This window comes from Achromobacter sp. T5-5 (assembly GCF_055397965.1).
The window spans coordinates 1,816,399-1,834,015 of the sequence record NZ_AP027919.1; the positions used below are offsets into that span (position 1 = coordinate 1,816,399).

General features: G+C 66.9%; 5 protein-coding genes. 4 read left to right on the forward strand and 1 reads right to left on the reverse strand.

Features of this window, described 5'->3' with window-relative positions; translation table 11 throughout:
• Nucleotides 1-194: 194 nt before the first annotated feature.
• Nucleotides 195-2,999: a type VI secretion system Vgr family protein gene (locus tag ACZ50Q_RS08230; protein WP_464081138.1), complete on the forward strand. Its 2,805-nt coding sequence runs from the start codon at nucleotides 195-197 to the stop codon at nucleotides 2,997-2,999.
• Complete coding sequence (locus ACZ50Q_RS08235) at nucleotides 2,996-7,804, forward strand: RHS repeat-associated core domain-containing protein (RefSeq protein ID WP_464081139.1); 4,809 nt, start codon at nucleotides 2,996-2,998, stop codon at nucleotides 7,802-7,804. Before ACZ50Q_RS08230 ends, ACZ50Q_RS08235 begins: the two co-directional genes overlap by 4 nt.
• 538 nt (nucleotides 7,805-8,342) lie before the next feature.
• Here the strand turns inward: ACZ50Q_RS08235 and ACZ50Q_RS08240 are convergent.
• On the reverse strand, nucleotides 8,343-14,636 hold the full coding sequence (locus tag ACZ50Q_RS08240; protein ID WP_464081140.1) for an autotransporter domain-containing protein: 6,294 nt from the start codon (nucleotides 14,634-14,636) through the stop codon (nucleotides 8,343-8,345).
• A gap of 713 nt (nucleotides 14,637-15,349) precedes the next feature.
• Between ACZ50Q_RS08240 and ACZ50Q_RS08245 the strand changes: the two genes are divergently transcribed.
• Nucleotides 15,350-16,375 (forward strand): isocitrate/isopropylmalate dehydrogenase family protein, encoded by a 1,026-nt coding sequence (locus ACZ50Q_RS08245; RefSeq protein ID WP_464081141.1) that lies wholly within the window; start codon nucleotides 15,350-15,352, stop codon nucleotides 16,373-16,375.
• 232 nt (nucleotides 16,376-16,607) lie between these two features.
• The gene (locus ACZ50Q_RS08250; protein WP_464081142.1) at nucleotides 16,608-17,612 is read left to right on the forward strand and encodes a TauD/TfdA dioxygenase family protein; all 1,005 of its coding nucleotides are present in this window, start codon (nucleotides 16,608-16,610) and stop codon (nucleotides 17,610-17,612) included.
• Nucleotides 17,613-17,617 lie beyond the last annotated feature (5 nt).

The window sequence follows — 17,617 nt, forward strand, 5'->3', positions numbered from 1 at the left end:
GAAACTCGGAGCGGATCAGGGCGACGCCACGTCGCGGCCAGGAGCGCGGATCGCGTTTTCGAATAATTTTTAGGTCAAATAATCCACCTTTAACGGACACTTTCCGCCGCTGACCGACTCGTGCAGAGGACTGCCCGCTTTCGCTGCGCGGGCGGAGGCTTGTTTTCTGCCTGCACGGTCACTGAGGAAACAACATGCTCCGTTTATCCGATCTGCGATTCACGTTCTCGCCGGCCGCCACCGGCGTGGACTTCGACGTCATCGAGTTCACGCTGGATGAAGCGCTGTCCGAGACCTTTGTTCTGCGCGTGGCGTTGTCCAGCTTCGATGCGGTCGTGGACTTTGGCGCGCTGCTGGACCAGCCCGCGTTATTCACGATCTGGCGCGGGGATGCGCCTGTGCGCCACGTGCACGGCATCGTCACGGGCTTTGAACAGGGCGACACCGGTTTCCGGCGCACCCGCTACCGCGCCGTGGTGGAACCGGCGCTGGCGCGCGCGTCGCTGTGCTCCGACTGGCGCATCTTCCAGCAGCAGTCGGTGCCGGAGATCCTTGGCCAGATCATCAAGTCCCATGGCATCACGGACTATGAACAGGTCACGACCCACGAACACCTCCCTCGCGAATACTGTGTCCAAGCCGGCGACACGGACCTGCGGTTCCTCGACCGGCTCGCGGCAGAGGAAGGATTCTTCTACCGTTTTGCTCACACCGACAAGGGCCATCGCCTGATCCACGGTGATCGGATCTACGTGCATGGCGCGATCGATGGGGGACCGGTCACCTACAACCCCACGCCCGGCGGCGATCAACCCGAACCGGCCCTGCGCCGCTTCACCTATGCCGAACACGTGCGCACCGCGCGCCAGACGCAACGCGACTACACCTACACCCACCCACAGTACGACCAAGAGCATTCAGCGTTGGCGCGCGAACTGGATCACCAGGACGCCCGCTACGAACGCTACGACTACCCCGGCCGCTACAAGCGCGACGAAGCCGGCAAGCCCTTCACCCACAGCCGCCTCCTCGGCCTGCGCCGAGACGCCCGCATGGCCCGCGTCGAAGGCGACGACGCGCGCCTCGTGCCCGGCGTGGCGTTCGACCTGACCGGCCACCCGCGCGAAGACTGGAACCACGGCTGGCGCCCGGTGCGCATGCAACACCACGGCATCCAGCACACCAGCCAGCAGGAAGAAGGCGCAGACGCCGCGCAAGGCACGCAATACCGCTACACCGCCGACATCGTGCCGGACAAGGTGGACTGGAAGCCGGAACCGGCCTTTAAACCCCGCATCGACGGCCCGCAGATCGCCTCGGTCGTCGGGCCCGCCAACGAAGAAATCTACTGCGACGCATATGGTCGCGTGAAGGTCCAGTTCCCCTGGGACCGATTGGGCCGCAATGACGAGCACAGCTCCTGCTGGATCCGCGTCTCGCAGAACTGGGCGGGCGCGGCGTGGGGCCATATGGCCATCCCGCGCATCGGCCAGGAAGTGATCGTGGACTTCCTGGATGGCGACTGCGACCAGCCCATCATCACGGGCAGGACCTATCGGGCGACCAACCTGCCGCCGTACGCGCTGCCCCGTCACAACATCCTGAACACCGTCAAGACCAAGGAGCACAAGGGCAGCCGGGCCAACGAACTGCGCCTGGACGACACCTCGGGCCAGATCAGCGCCGCGCTGATGAGCGACCATGCGGCCACGGCGCTCAACCTTGGCTATCTCACCCACCCCAGGCCATCGGGCGGCGTGCCGCGCGGCCAAGGCTTCGAATTGCGCACGGATGGGCATGGCGTGTTGCGCGCAGGCGGCGGCATGCTGCTCACCACCGAGATGCGCGCCAATGCCGGCGAACATCACAAGGACCTGCCCGAGACCGCCGAGCGCCTGTCCGTCGCGCGCGAGCAGCAGGACACCTTCGCCACGCTGGCGCGCGACGTGATGGCGCAGGAGCCCGGCGACCAGGACGGCGTGGCCAGCGCCCTGCAGGCGCAGCACGCGCAGATCCAGGGGCAAGGCCCCGCCAACCCGCAGGCCAACCACTACCCCGAACTCAGCGCGCCGCACCTGGTGCTGGCCAGTCCGGCCGGCATCGCCACCAGCACGCCGGGCTGCACGCACATCGCCAGCGGCGAACACATCGCGCTCTCCAGCACTGGCCACACCAGCGTCTCGGCGGGCAAGCGGCTGCTGGCCAGCGCCAGCCGCGGCATGCGCTTCTTCGTGCAGAGCCTGGGATACCGCCTGATCGCGGCGGCCGGCGACATCGACATCAAGGCGCTCAAGGACAGCATCAACGTGCTGGCCAAGCTGAACGTCACCGTCAGCGCCACCCGCATCACGATCAGCGCCAAGGAAGAAATCGTGATCAATGCCGGCGGCAGCGGCACGACCTACAACGCGGGCGGCATCACGCATGCGACCAGTGCCGCGTACAAGGTGCATTCGGCGGGGGCACGGTTCACCGGGCCCAAGAGCCAGGCCGGGACGTTTCCGGATGAGCCCAAGCCATCCAAGGGGAACCTGGAGCTCTACAACATCTACGCCAACCGCAAGGGATTCAAGGCCGGCGAGTTTCGGGTGGAAGACGCCTTGGGCAAGGTGTACACCGGCGCGCTGGACAGCCAGGGATTCGCGGCCGTCTCCGGCGCCGCACCGGGCCCGGCCTCGGTCTCCTTCGGCAAGGATCCTTCGGACACCTGGGACATGGCGAACTACACGCCGGGCACGGCGTGGACCGGCCCTGCATGGACCGGCGCGGCGCCCACTGCGCCCGCGCCGATCCAGTCGCTGGCGACCCGGATACTCGGCGCCGCGCAGCAGGCGTTGCAGACCGCGCAACAGGCGTCCACGGCGATGCAAACCCTGCGCGACGCGCCCCATCGCCTGATCCCGCTCGCCGCACCCTCCATCAAACCGCCATCCGATTCGACGCCGGGAGCGGGCCTGGCCAACGTCCTCATCAAAAATAAACGAGAACCCCAGCCATGACGACGCGCACAGGTCCCCCCCACGCCCCGGTCGAAGAGGACTACACCGAAGCCGAATACCAGGAAGCCGAGTTCGAGAACGACGGCATCGAATGGAGCGACGAAGACCTGGACGGCCCACAAGGCGTAGTCGCCCCGCTGAACACCATTGCCCCCGAAGACGTCGAGGCTGGCCAGAACGCCTTTGACCAGTGGCTGCGAGAGAACAGCGACGGCTGGGTCACGCTGCCGCGCATCAAGGCGGCCGCGGGCGCGGTGCCGGTGCTGGGCAACCTCATGGCGGTGGTGGATGCCATCGGCGACATCACGACATTGGTCGACAGCAATCCCACCCAATTCCTGGATTGGGTGAGCCTGGGCATCAACCTCTTCGGTGTGGTGCCGGTACCGGGCACGGCGGCTGCGCGCATGAGCCTGCGGCCCGCGCTGTTTCTCGTGCAAAAGGAGGTCGCGCGCCAGGCCAAGGCGGGCCTGGGCAACGCCATCATCATGGCCCTGGCCGCGCACTTGAGCGAGAACATCGCCGGCGACATCGAAGACTTCGCGCAACAGGCGCAGGCACGGTTGGAAGGGCTGCTGCAGGATGCGGGGGCCAAGGCAGAAGAAATCATCCGGGCGCTGGCCGATGTCCTGGTCAGCCTGACCGTGCCGGCAAACGCGGACGCCTCGTTTGAGAAGGCGGGCGAGCAGCTCTCGTCCGCGTGGGACAAGAAGTGGGACTCGCCGCTGGGCGCGGCGCGCGACCTCTGGGATGGCCTCGGTAGCGGCGTACGCGGCAGCAAGCAGTCGGTCGGCAACGCCGCCAAGGACCTGCTGCCCGCCAAGGCGCGCGACTTGATGCTGCGCTCCGCCCAGCGCCTGAACGCCCTGGCGCCGCAAGTCAATGACAGCATGCAATCGCTGGCCGACGAGAACAACGTCAACAGCATCGCGTCGCTGCTCATGCAACTGTCGGTGGCCGTGGTGCTGTGGCGCCAGCGCAAGGGGTACGCGATCGGCGCGAACGTGCGACCGGCCGTGGCGAGCAAGGCCCGGCAGATGGCGCGTTCGATGCGCCTGGCGCGCATCCGCCGCCAGGCCCGCGCGCGGCGGAATGCCAATAAAGACAAGAATGGCGCGTGTCCGGCCACCTGCCACAGCATCAGCTTTGCGATGGGGACTGAGCGGATCACGCATGTGGATTTCTCGTTGCCAGGGCCCTTTGCGCTGCGCTGGGCGCGAACGTATTCCTCGGACCTGGCTGCGTACGACAACGGCGTCATCGGCGCACGCTGGATCAACGAGTACACCTCGCGCATCGACATCAAGACGGCAGGCGCGGACCGCGAAACCCTGCGCTATCACGCCGAGGACGGGCGCACGCACGCCTGGCCGCTACCGGCGGTCGGCAAGTTCCACTACGACCCCGTCGAGAACCTGACGGTAGTGCGCACCTCCGACAGCGAACTGACCGTGGCGCAAGGATACGAGCGGCGCGCGACCTATCAACGCGAGGGCCGGCGGTTTCGGCTGACGGGCATCCACCTGCGCAACGGCGCGCGCGTCGCGTTGCACTATCGGCATGTCGTGGGACGGCGCAGCGTTCTGTCCGACCTCGTGACGTATCTGGACGATGTCCCCCACACGCACGTCGGCACGCAGATCGATGCCGCCGGCCGCATCGTGGCGCTCTGGCAACTCAAGGACGGAGAGCCGCAGCGGCAATTGGCCGGCTACGACTACGACGAGCAAGGGGACCTCCTGCGGGCGCGGGACGAACACGGCGCCCAGTGGGACTACCACTACCGGCAGCACCTCATCACCCGCTACACCGACCGCACCGGACGCGGCATGAACCTGGAGTGGGAGGGTTCAGGCCCCAAGGCGCGCGCCGTGCGCGAATGGGCCGACGACGGCAGCTTCGACACGCGCCTGCGCTGGCACCCCGAGATCCGCCTGACCTACGTCACCGATGCGCTCGGGCATGTCACGGAGCACTACTACGACATCGACGGCTACACCTACCGCATCGTGCATCCGGACGGCCTGTCGGAATGGTTATATCGCGACGACGCCAAGAACGTGGTCACGCACATCCACCCCGACGGCAACATCGACAGCTACGCCTACGACGAGCGCAGCAATCTGCTCGAACATCTGCGCGCGGATGGCACCTCGGTCCACTACGCCTACGACGACCAGGACCAGCTCTTCAAGATCCGCGACGCCGAAGGCGGCCTGTGGCAGCGCGACTACAGCCCGCGTGGGTACCTGACCGAAGCTATCGATCCGCTGGGCAATAAGACCGAGTACGCCAATGACGTGGCGGGCAATCCGGTTGCGATCCGGGACGCACGGGGCGGAGAGAAACTGCTGGCCTACAACGCGGCGGGGCTGCTCACGCAGTACACGGATTGCTCGGGTAAGCGCAGCGCCTGGGCGTATGACGAGGCGGGACAGTTGACCGCCTTTACCGATGCGGCGGGCAACGTCACACGCTACAGGTACGAGGCGGGGCATCTGGCCCTGGTCACGCACCCGGACCAGACGGTCGAACACTACGAGCGCGACGCCGAAGGGCGGCTGCTGGCCCACACCGACGCGCTGGGCCGGCGCACGCAGTGGACATACAACGGCGCGGGGCTCCTTGCCCAGCGCCTGGACGCGGCGGGGCGGACGCTCCAATACGAATGGGACAAGCTGGGTCGGCTCACGGCGCTCGCCAATGAGAACGACCGGCAGGCGAGATTCGTCTATGACCCGGCGGGGCGACTGCTGGAGGAGCGAGGCTTCGATGACGTGGCCACCCGATATCGCTACGACCCGGACAGCGGCACGTTGCTGTCTGCGCAGGATGGTGACCGGGTAATCGAGTTCACGTTCGACGCATTGGGCCGCGTGACACAGCGGCTGGCACGGCCGTATGCGCCGTCGGCGCAGGCCCCGGTGCAAACGGTCGCGCAAAGGGGCGCGCAAACGTCAGCACAAGCCTCGACACGCTCAGCGCAGGTTCGCGTCGAGACGCAAACGGAGCGCTACGCCTACGACGGCAACGGCCGCCTGATCCTCGCCGAGAACGCCGCCTGCCGGCTCCAATGGTTCCACGACGCCGCCGGCAACCTGATCCGCGAACACCAGCACTATTTGCGCCTGGCGCAACCGGTCGTGGCGGTCTGGAAGCACGAGTACAACGAGCTGAACCAACGCATCGCCACGCACCGCCCCGATGGCCATCGCGTCAGCGTGCTGACTTATGGCTCGGGCCACGTGCACGGCCTGATGTTCGACGACCATGAGCTCGTCAGCATCGAACGCGACGACCTGCACCGCGAGACCACGCGCGTACAAGGCAATGGCCTGGCGCAGACGCAATCGTGGGACGCGATGGGGCGCCTGAATGCACAGAGCATCGCGCGGGGCCCTCAGCGCCTGATCCACCGCGGCTACCGCTACGATGCGGCGGGCCAGTTGGAAGCAATCCAGGACAGCCGCCGAGGCCCCTTGGCGTATCGCTATGACCCGGTAGGACGCCTATTGGAGGCCACCAGCAGCCTCGGCAAGGAAACCTTCGCCTTCGATCCGGCAAGCAATCTCCTCGACCCGTCCAGCGACCCGGCCCACGCCAGCACGCTGGGCATGGCCGGCCCCGTCTACACCTACCGCCAGCGCTCGGCGCGCCTGGACAACCTGCTGCGCGAATACGCCGGCACCCACTACACCTACGACACGCGCGGCAACCTCGTCGAGAAGCTCCACAACGGCCAGCGCTCGCGCTTCGAATGGGATCTCTTCAATCGCCTGACGGGCTACAGCAACGACCGCCTGCATGTGAGCTACCAGTACGACGCACTGGGCCGCCGCCTGCTCAAGCAATCCGAAGCGCACTGGCGCGAACGGCCTGGCATGACGCCCGCGCAGATCCGGGAAGACCAAGCGCGCGCGAATCGCGCGATGGGCTGCAGCACGACGCTATACGGTTGGGATGGCGATACCTTGGCATGGGAAGGCCGCGACGACCAGACGACGCACTACCTCTACGAACCCGGAAGTTTCGTGCCGCTGGCCCAGGCGATCAGCCGCAAGCCCATTCTCCTGCACCAGCAACCGGCGTACGCCGGAGCCTATGACATCGATCGCGACCCGCTATGGACAACCTCGCCCGACCCGGACCCGGTGGACGCCATGGCCTGGTATCACTGCGATCACCTTGGCACACCCCAGGAACTGACCGACGCGCAAGGCGAGATAGTTTGGAGCGCGCACTACCAAGCGTGGGGTGAAGCAAAAGAAGCCATCACAGATGCCGCCCGCGCGGCTGGGATACGTAATCCGATCCGATTTCAGGGGCAGTATCTGGACCGGGAAACAGGCCTGCATTACAACCGGCATCGGTACTATGATCCGCAGATCGGACGGTTCATTACGAAGGATCCGATCGGGTTTGCGGGTGGGTCGAATGTTTACCAGTATGCGGATAACCCAGTGGGGTGGGTTGATCCGTTGGGGTTGGCTGCCACAACACCACCAGATATATCAGCGCTCGACCTTACCGATAAGACACGATCGGAAATTAGACAACTTGCTGACTTGAAGGGGTTAATTCCGTCGAAATCTGATAAGGAAGGCTTGCCAATAAAGTGGAGCTGTCCTTGCACAGGAATGCAGCGCCTGAGGCTGGACAGAGGCCATATAGACGCTAAAACGGGATTGCCATATAACGATCCCAAAGCAGCTGTGGATCATGTGCACGGATACGACTCCACAGGCAAAGGCAAAATTGTGTCTCCGGGTGATGGCAATCCCCACTTTCCCACGTTAGGAGAATAAGCATGAAATGCTTGGATAAGGAAGATTATTTCCAATCGAATGACGGGTGCATTCAAGTCTGGATTGAACAAGGAACATCAATTCACATAAAGGCCGCGACGAATCTCAATGATCCAGTCGAGTTGAGCGAGTCGGAGGCACTCGAGCTGGCTGAAGTGCTTAAAGCGCTTTGTCGTAGGATTTGATTAGTCGACTTCTAAAGAAGCAATGAGTGGGATGGCGGCAGTTCGATAGGCAGGCCCCCTACGAAAGCGTAGGGTATGCGGTTCAGTTGGCCGACGAAGAATTCACCCTTGGTCGAACTGATGAAGCCGGATAAGGCCTACGAGCGTTTCAATAAATGAAGTCTGGAGAGGCGAAGTTCCGCATGGCGCTGAACTTCAATGCCGGTGGCAAGCTCGATCGCACCACCACCCACACCGACTCTGTCCAGGAAGCCCAAGCGCAGCAGACCACATTGCCCCCGGAAGAGTGGATTGGCGTCCAGCTCTCGGGCGAGGGCAGTTCCACTGTCCCCCGCCTCCCGTCGCGCTCCCGCCTAGTACCGCCACCGCACGTTCAACGACCCCGAGTGCTCCCGATTGCCGCCGCCATATTGCCCGCTGTAGAAGAGGCCCAGCGTGGCGTTGGCGGACATGGCCACTTCGGCGCCCAGCTCGGCCAGCGCCGCGTTGCGCGCGATGGGCGTGCCGGACACGGTGAAGGCCTGGCCGCCGTCGAACGCCAGCGTGGACTGAGGCGCCACGTCGCCGAAGGCATGGCGCCAGCCCAGCGTGCCGTGCAAGCGGCCTTCGGCGCGGCCCAGCATGAAGGCGGTCTGCGCGCGCAGGCCCAGCGTGGACGTGGTCTGCTTGTCGCTGCTGCTTTGGCCGTGCAGCGCCGCCGATCCGCCGGATTCCGAGAAGCTGCGCGTGCGCAAATCGCTCCACGCAATGCCGGCGAACGGTTCGATGCTGGCGCGGTCGGACAGCGGCATCGCATAACCCAGTTCGGTGAAGAGCTGAGCCGTGCTGGCGCCGTAATCGGCGGTCAGCTTCTGCTGGACGCCGGACACGGAGGCATGGCGTTCGGTGCTGACGTCGTGCCAGGTGTAGGCTGCGCCCGCCAGCAGGTTGAGCTTGCCCGCGCCAGCCGCGAAGGACTTTCCGCCGTACACGCTGGCGCTGTAGCCGGACACGTCGGATTGCGATGCGCGGCCATCGACGGTGATCCTGCTGTCGGTGTAGCCCAGCGCGCCGCCCAGGCGCCAGCCGTTGCCCACGGCATGATCGGCGCCCGCAAAGACGCCGCCCGTATGCTGGCGGACCTGCGCCGTGTTGGCATCGCCTTGCAGCGTTTGCCAATTGCCCACCACTTCGGCCCAGGCAGGCTGCGCGTTGGATGAGGGCAGGGCGGAGGCGGGGAAGGTGCCGCCGGCCTGTGCCGTGGGCGCGCCCGCACGCATGCCGGCGTTCAGGTTGGCGCGCAGGTGCGACAGCGGCAGCGCGCGCGTCGCGGCGCTGGCCCCCATCAGGCTGGACGCCACGCTGGCGTGCGCCTCGCCGGAGAGGCTGTTGAAGACCGCGGGCGGCGCGCCTTCGGGCAGGGTCAGGACATACTCATGCAAGGGGTTGCCGGCGGGCAGGCTGTCGAGCGCATTGGCCACGGCGCGTTGATTGCTGCTTTGCGCCGCATCGGCGAAGGCGATCGGGCGTGGCGGCGTGGCGGGGTCGACGGGATTGACCGGCGCCTGCTTGCGCTCCAGTTGCAGCGTGACGTTTTGCGCGGCGTATTGCAGCGTGGGATTCAGGTAGGCGTAGTTGGACGACACGGTGTCGAACTGGCCGTTGATGGCGCCCGCCGTCAGGATCGTGTATTGCCGCGTGCTGTCGAAGCCGCCCTCGGGGCCGATATGAACGACGGAGCCGGCCAGGTTGGCGGCGCCCGTGACAGCCACCCGCGCGCTGGCCGACGATGCGGGATCCGCCGCCACCTGGTAGGTGGAGCCCGGCAGCAGGGTCAGGTCGCCCGCCACCGTCAGGACGCCGCCCAGGCTGCCCGGGGCCAGGATGGCGCCGCTGCGCAGGGTGGTGGACCCGACCTGGCCCGCGCCTTGCAGTTGCGCGCCGCTGGACACCGCCAGGGAGCCCCCCAGCGTGGCGGCCGACGCGATGTCCAGTGTGCCAGCCTCGACCAGCAGGTTGCCGGTGTACGCGCTGCCGTTGCCAAAGACGCGCAAGGTGCCCGCGCCCGACTTGGTCAGTTCGCCATTGCCGGTGACGGCCCCGCCCAGGCCCAGGGTGCTGCCGGCGCTTACCGCGAGGCCGCTGGCGGCATTGACCTTGACGGCGCGTGCGGTGTCGAAACTGGCCGTCGTGGCCAGTACGCCGCCGCTCAGCATCAGGCTGCCCGAGGCAGCGCCCAGGTTGGCGTCGCGCGACACGGACAGCGTGCCCTGGCGGATGTCGGTGCCGCCGATGTAGGTGTTGTCCCCCGACAGCACGAGCGTGCCGAAGTCGAATTTGGACAGCGTGCTGTGGCCCGTGAGCGACGACGCGATGGTGCCGGTCATGCCCGCATCCGCGACCGATCCCGTCCCCACGCGGATGACGCTTATGCCGCCCGCGCCTTGCAGCGAGATCGAATCGCCCTGGATGCGGTAGCCATCGGCGGCGAGCTGTATGCCGCTCACGCGGATGGCGCCCGCGGCGTCATCGACCGTGACGGTGCCGGCTTGCCCCTGGAACACGGCGTAGGTCGGGTTCGGCTTGAACACGCCATTGAGCGTGCCGTCCACGCTGGTCCAGTTGAGGTTGTCGGCGCGCCATGTGCCCCCGCCTCCGTCGACGGCGGCGTTGTCATGAAGCGCGGCGTTGCCGCCGTCCCAGAAGCCCAGTGCGGCGCCGGAGGTCGAGGCCAGATTGACCTGGCCGGCAACGGAAGTCTGCACGGTGAGTGCGTCGACGTCCGCGCCCGCCGGCGCGCTGCCGATGACCAGGTTGTTGTTGGTCAAGCTGCCGGCATAGTCAAACAGGCGATAGACGCCCGCGCCAAAGCCGCCCTGGTCGGCGACGTTGAGGGTGCCGGCCAGGGTGAGATCGCCGCCCACACTGAAGAGGCTGCCGCTCGGCGCGCTGCCCAGTGCGACATTGACCTGGCTGGCGCTGGTCAGGGACAAGTCGCCTGCAATGGTCAGCATCTGCCCTTGTGCGCCTTCCAGCACGCCGCCGGTCAGCGCGGCGTTGCCCGTGATGGTGCCCGCGCCCGCGATGACGCCGGTACCGCTGGCGGCCACATTGCCGCGCAGGAGGCCATCGACTTGCAGGCGTCCGCCTGTGACGCTGGCCGAGCCGCCCAGCGCGTCGGCCACGCGCAGCGTGCCCGCCTGCACCTGGGTCTGGCCGGCGAATGCCTGGCTGTCGCCCAGCAATTGCAGTTGGCCCGCGCCGGTCTTTACCAGGCTGCCCGTGCCCGTCAATTGACCGGCATAAGCCGCGCCGGCGGCCTCTTCGAATACGACCGTGCCATTGTTCAGCAGATTGCCCCGGATGGCGCTGGCGTTGCCCGCCAGCGTGCCGGCCTCTACGCGCGTGTTGCCGTAGGTGTTGGCGCCGGACAGCCTCAGCGTGCCGGCGCCTTGCTTTTGCAGGTCGGCCGCGCCGCTGATGTTGCCTTGCAGGCCCAGCGTGGTGCCCGCGTCGACATCGATGACGCCGTCCTGCAGCAGCGACACCGCGCGCGCGCTGTCGAAGCTGGCGGTCGTGGCCAGCGTCCCGCCGTTGAGCGTGACGGCGCCTGCCGTCGCCCCCAGGTTGGCGTCGGCGGACACGGACAGCGTGCCCTGGCGGACTTCGGTGCCGCCGGTATAGGTGTTGTTGCCCGCCAGCACCAGCGTTCCGAAGTCCGACTTCACCAGCGTGCTGGCGCCGCTCAGGCTGGAGGCGATGGTGGCGCGCATGCCGGCGCTCGCGGCCATGCCCGTGCCCACGCGGATGATGCTTTCGCCGCCCGCGCCCTGCAGCGCGATCGCGTCGCCCTCGATGCGATAGCCGTCGGTGGCGATCTGCATGCCCGTCACGCCGATGGCGCCCGCGGTGTCGTCCACCGTCACCGTGCCTCCAGCGCCCTGAAACACCGCAAAGGTCGGGTTGGGCTGGAACCGGCCGTTGAGCGCGCCATCGCCATCCGTCCAGTTCAAGCCATCGGCGCGCCATGCGCCCGTGCCGCCATCGATCAGGCCGTTGTCGCGCTGCGCCGCGTTGGCGCCGTCCCAGAAGCTCAGCGTCGCGCCGGCGGTCGACAGCAGGTTGACCTGCCCGCCCACCGCGGTCTGAAGGCGCAGGTCGCTCGCGTCGATGCCGCTGGGCGTGGCGCCGACGCTCATGGTGTTGCCGGTCAGCGCGCCGGCATAGTCGAACAGCCGGTACACGCCCGCGCCAAAGCCGCCCTGGTCGGCGACGTTCAGCGTGCCGTTCAGGCCGAGGTCGCCGTCCACCTGCACGAGCGCGCCGTTCGAGGCCGCGCCCAGGCTGACGTTGACGCGGCTGGCGCTATCCATCAGAAGGTTGCCGCCGATGGTCAGCGTCTGGCCTTGCGTGGCTCGCAGCACGCCGCTGGTCAGCGTGACGTTTTGGTTGATGCGGCCCGCGCCGCCCAGCGTGCTGTTGGCCTGCACCGCGACGCTGCCGGCGATCGTGCCATTCGCGATCAGGGTGCCGCCCGTCAGCACCCGGGTCAGGCCGGTGTAGGTGTTGGTGCCCGACAGGGTCAGCGAACCGGGCCCGGCTTTGTCCAGGCCGCCTGTGCCCGAGAGCGTGCCCGCGAAGTTGCCCGTTTGCAGGGTCAGCGTATTGGCGCCCAGCGCGACCGTACCCGCGCCCGAGAGCAATCCCAGGCCCCGGTTCCCCCCGGCGGACAGATCGAGCGTCCCGCCCGCGTTCACCGTGACGCCGGCCGTGGGAAGCAAGCTGCCTCCCACGCCCAGCGCCAGGGTGCCGCCGCTGACCGCCACGCTGCCGCCAAAGGTGTTGGCGCCCGACAGCGTCTGCGTGCCCGCGCCCGTTTTGATCAGCGAACCTGCGCCGGAGATGGTCCCCGAGAAGTTGTAGCTGGCGTTGCTGTCCAAGGTCAGCGTGCTGGCGCCAAGCTGGACGGCGCCATTGTCCTGCAGCGCGCCCAAGGTCTGGTTGCCTGCGGCGGACAGGTCCAGGGTGCTGCCCATGGACAGAGAGACCGCCGGGGCGCTCAAGCTGCCCCCGGCGCCGATCGCCAGCGTGCCCGCCGTGATGGAGACCAAGCCGCCGGCAGCGTTCGTACCGGTCAGCGTTACCGTACCGGTCCCCGCTTTGCCCAAGCTGCCGGTGCCGGAGATGTCGCCGGCATACGTGCCGTTCGTGTCTTGCCGGAACATCAGGTAGCCATTGTTGAGGACGTCGCCCAGCACGCTTTGCGTGCCGGTATCCAGCGCCGAGCCGGACTGGATGGTGGTCAGGCCGGCGTACGTGTTGGCGCCGTTCATGACGACCACGGCCGGCCCCGCGATGGTCAAGCCGCCCGTGCCCGATATCGTGCCGTCCAGCAGGATGTCGTTATTGCCCGCCAGGGTCAGGCCGCCGGCGCCAAGCACGAAATCGTTGTCCAGGAGCAGGCCGCTGGCCGGGCCCGTGATGGTGCCGCCATTTGCCGTGATCTGCGCGCTGCCCAGCACGTTGTTGTTGGCGATGTTGGCCACGCCGCTGTTGAAGGTGACGGCGCTGTCCGCCAGCGTGGACCCGGTCAGGTCCCAGGTGCCGCTGTTCACCACCAGATTGTCGAAGTTGATGTACTGGTCGCCGGAAATCGTTGTCGCGGCGCCCGGTGTGCCACTGCCCGTGCCGGCAGACGGCAGCACCGATTGCAGCACCAGGGTGTTGTTTGCCCCCGCACCGCCATCGACCGTTCCGGGCGGCGCGAAGTTCAGCCCCGGCTCCGTGCTCACGGGCAGGTCGGCAGTCGCATTGCCCGACGCGCGCAACACCGACGAACCAGACACAGCGGTGAAGGTGTTGTTGCCACCCTGGCCGAGCGAGACCCCTCCAAGGATCAAGCCAGCATTGGCGAAGCTGTGGCCCAGGCCGGGCGTGCCCACCTCTTCCAGCGCGATGCGGCCGATGATGGTTCCTGAGGACAGGTTCTCGAACATCACCTGGCCGCCGCCGTAGGCGGCGATCACCGGCATGTCCGCGCCGGCCACGATCAATCCCGTGCGCGGGCTGCTACGGATCAAGCCTGCGTTGCTCAGGCGGGTCGTGCCGCCCGCGCCGTTGTGCACGGCGATGGCCATGCTGGACAGGTCCGGCAGGCTGGGTTCCCCGCCCACGACCCCGCCAATCGTGCCCGTCGCGGTGTTGACGATGCTGAGGGTGTTGACCGAACCGTTGCCGATGGCCACCCCGGCCGCCACGACCGAAGAGGGGCCCAGGATGGTCGGGTCGATCCAGCCCGAGTTGGTCAGCGTGACGGTGCTGCCGGTCAGATTCATCGCCGTGCCGCCTGCGCCCGGTATAACGCCTACCGTCGCGCCTTGCTGCACCGTGACGGTGCCGTCGATAGCCAGTGCGTAGCCGGGAAACAGCGGATTGGCGGCGCCGGTGCACACGGCGTTGCTGCCGACCAGCGAACAGGTGGCCTGGACCGCGGCGCTCAAGCTGGATAGCCCCATGGCCAGCGCCACATTCAAGGCATAGCGCGGCGCGCGCGCGCTGACCCGCCCGCCCGACGACGAGCGTCCGCCGCGCGCTTGCGCCGCCAATTCCGATGCCGCTTGCCAGACGCGCAGCTTGCGATTCCATACCAGCCGGTAAGTGTGATTCAAAACGGGGCTCTCCAGGGGCGATGGCGGCATTCCTGGGTGCACGGGCAGTATGCCGGCGGCGAGCGCGGGCCCCAAAGCGCGCCTGCACGAGAGGGGCGCGCTAAAGCTTCTGGAATGACGGGTGATGTGGGGGGTGAATCCGGGTCAATTAGTAACTTGTCTACGACGCCGTCAATCAAGAGAAAAAGGGGAAATTTGCCGCCTATTCCGGCGATTTGGCCGGGCGCCCCCCCTGGGCGCGGGCGGCCGGCGCGCTTGGCTGCCCCGCATGGGTGCTGCTGCCCTTCGCGCCGGACTGGCGCTGGCTGCGCGGCCGCGCCGACTCGCCGTGTATCCGTCCATGCGCCTGTTTCGCCAGGCAGCGCCCGGCGAGCGGGGGCCGGCCGTGCGCGAGGTGAGGGCGTCGCTGCAGGGGCTGATCCAGCGTGGGTAGCTGGCCAGGCCCATCAATCGGCTACTCTTTCATTTCCACTGCGCGGCCTTGGCTGAGATGCTGCCGAAGGCCGTCAGACTGAAACGCCATGCCGAGAAGGTGGCTGCCATCGTCAACAGCGGGACTTCAAGGTATTCGAGCAAGGTATTCGAGCAAGGTATTCCAGCAAGGTATTCGAACAACTACCGGGCGTCGGGTTCCGGGGCGTAGTCCATCGAAGCGGCCGGACTCGCCCAAGAGGGCGGCCTCGATCCCAAACCATCGCAGACAGGAGCGCACAATGAATCGATCCAGTATCCCCGCCACATTGATCCCCGGCGACGGCATAGGACCCGAAGTGGTCGAGGCCACCGTACAGGTCCTCGATGCCTTGGGCGCCCCATTCGAGTGGGACGTCCAACAAGCCGGGATGGCTGGCGTCGCCGCGACGGGCGACCCGCTTCCCGATGCAACGCTCGACAGCATCCGGGAACGAAAGCTCGCGCTCAAGGGGCCGCTGACCACGCCGGTGGGGGGAGGGTTCCGGTCCGCCAACGTTCGCCTGCGCGAAGAATTCCAGCTCTTCGCCAATGTCCGCCCGGTGCGCACGCTGGTGCCTGGGCGCTTCGAGAACATTGACCTGGTATTGGTCCGGGAAAACCTGAGCGGCTTCTATGTCGCGCACGAACACTACATCGCCGTCGGCTCGGATCCCAAGGCGGTCGCGGTATCCACCGGCGTGAACACCCGCGAAGGCAGCAAGCGCATCGCCCGCTTCGCGTTCGAGTACGCGCTCAAGCACGGCCGCAAGAAAATCACGGTCGTGCACAAGGCCAACGTGTTGAAGTTGCTCACGGGCATCTTTCTGGAAGCGGCCCGCGAAGTCGCCAAGGACTACGAGGGGCGCGTGGAGATGGACGATATGATCGTCGACGCGTGCGCCATGCAGTTGGTGCTCAACCCGTGGCGTTTCGACATGCTCCTGTGCACCAACCTGTTCGGGGACATTCTGTCCGACCAGCTTGCCGGGCTGGTTGGCGGATTGGGCATGGCGCCGGGATCGAACTTCGGGACGGATGCGGCGATCTTCGAAGCGGTGCATGGCTCGGCCCCGGACATTGCCGGCAAAGGCATCGCCAACCCCATTTCGCTGATGTTGGCGTCCGCCATGATGCTCGATCACGTGGGCCTGGGTGATTTGGCCGAACGGCTGCGTACCGGCATCGACACCACGCTCAACGTCGATAACGTGCGCACCGGAGACCTCAAGGGTTCAGCCACCACGCGCGAGTTCGCAGCCGCCGTTTCGCGGCGCGTGGCGGCGTAAGGACTTCACCCCGCAAGTCGATGACGCCTGCAACCGCGCCAGCGGTTGCAGGCAGGGCGAACGTCCCTGATATCCATATCCGTTTTTCGACTATGCGGCGCTGTGCCGCATGTCTGCTGCCTTGGCGCGGGTTACGCGCGCGGGTTCATGAACTCATTGCGAATCGGTATTTCTTAGCGCGCATTGCGCGATCCTATCCTGCCTGCACGACAACTCGCCATTGAGGTGCAGAATGAGCAGGCAAGACAATACGGCGGCACGCAGCGCCCCTCCGGCCATCGCGGACCTGGATATCCGGCCGTTATCCGTTTTCACCGGAGCGGAAATTCACGGCGTGGATTTGCGCGAACCGCTGACGCCGGCCCTTGTGGCCGCGATCCGCGCGGCGCTCGATCGCTGGAAGGTCGTGTTCTTTCGCGACCAGCATATCGACCACGCGCAACACCTCGCCTTTGCGCGCCACTTCGGGCAGGCGACCAGCGCGCATCCCTACGACGCGAATCCGCCAGAAGGCTATCCCCAGATCCGCACGATCTCTTCGGCCTCGACCACCGGCCGCCGCGGCGAGCGCTGGCATACCGACGTGACCGGCGTGGTGAACCCGCCGTCGGCCTCGATCCTGCGCGCGGGCGACCAGGTGCCTCCCTATGGCGGGGACACGCTCTTCACGAACCTGGTGGCGGCATACCAGCATCTGTCTCCCGCGCTGCAGGCGCTGGCCGACGGGCTGTGGGCGCGCCACCAGTTCGGCGGCTACAACGGCGATTTCGAAAACGAGACCGTGTATGCCCAGCGCGTGCGCGCCGAGCCGCGGGTGGCGGACCATCCCGTGGTGCGCGTGCTGCCGGAGACCGGCGAACGCGCCTTGTTCGTGAACCCGGGTTTCACGCGGCGCATCCTCGGCCTGGCCGAGGACGAGTCCCGGCATTTGCTCGCGCTGTTTTTTGAAGCCATCACGCGGCCCGAGTACGTCGCGCGCTTTCGCTGGGCCCCCGGCAGTATCGCGTTCTGGGACAACCGCGCCACCGCCCATCAGGGGCCCGGCGACTTTGCGTATCTCGACCGCGAACGCGTGCTGTATCGCATCACGCTCGCGGGGGAACCGCCGGTCGGGGTCGACGGCCGCGAGTCCGTCGCGGTGGCGGGCGGGCGCTTCGGCGCGTACGACGACACGTCCGCGCCGCCCTCGAACGATAGCGCCGCCGGACGCGGCGTGACTGAACTTGAATTGGCTTGAAGCAG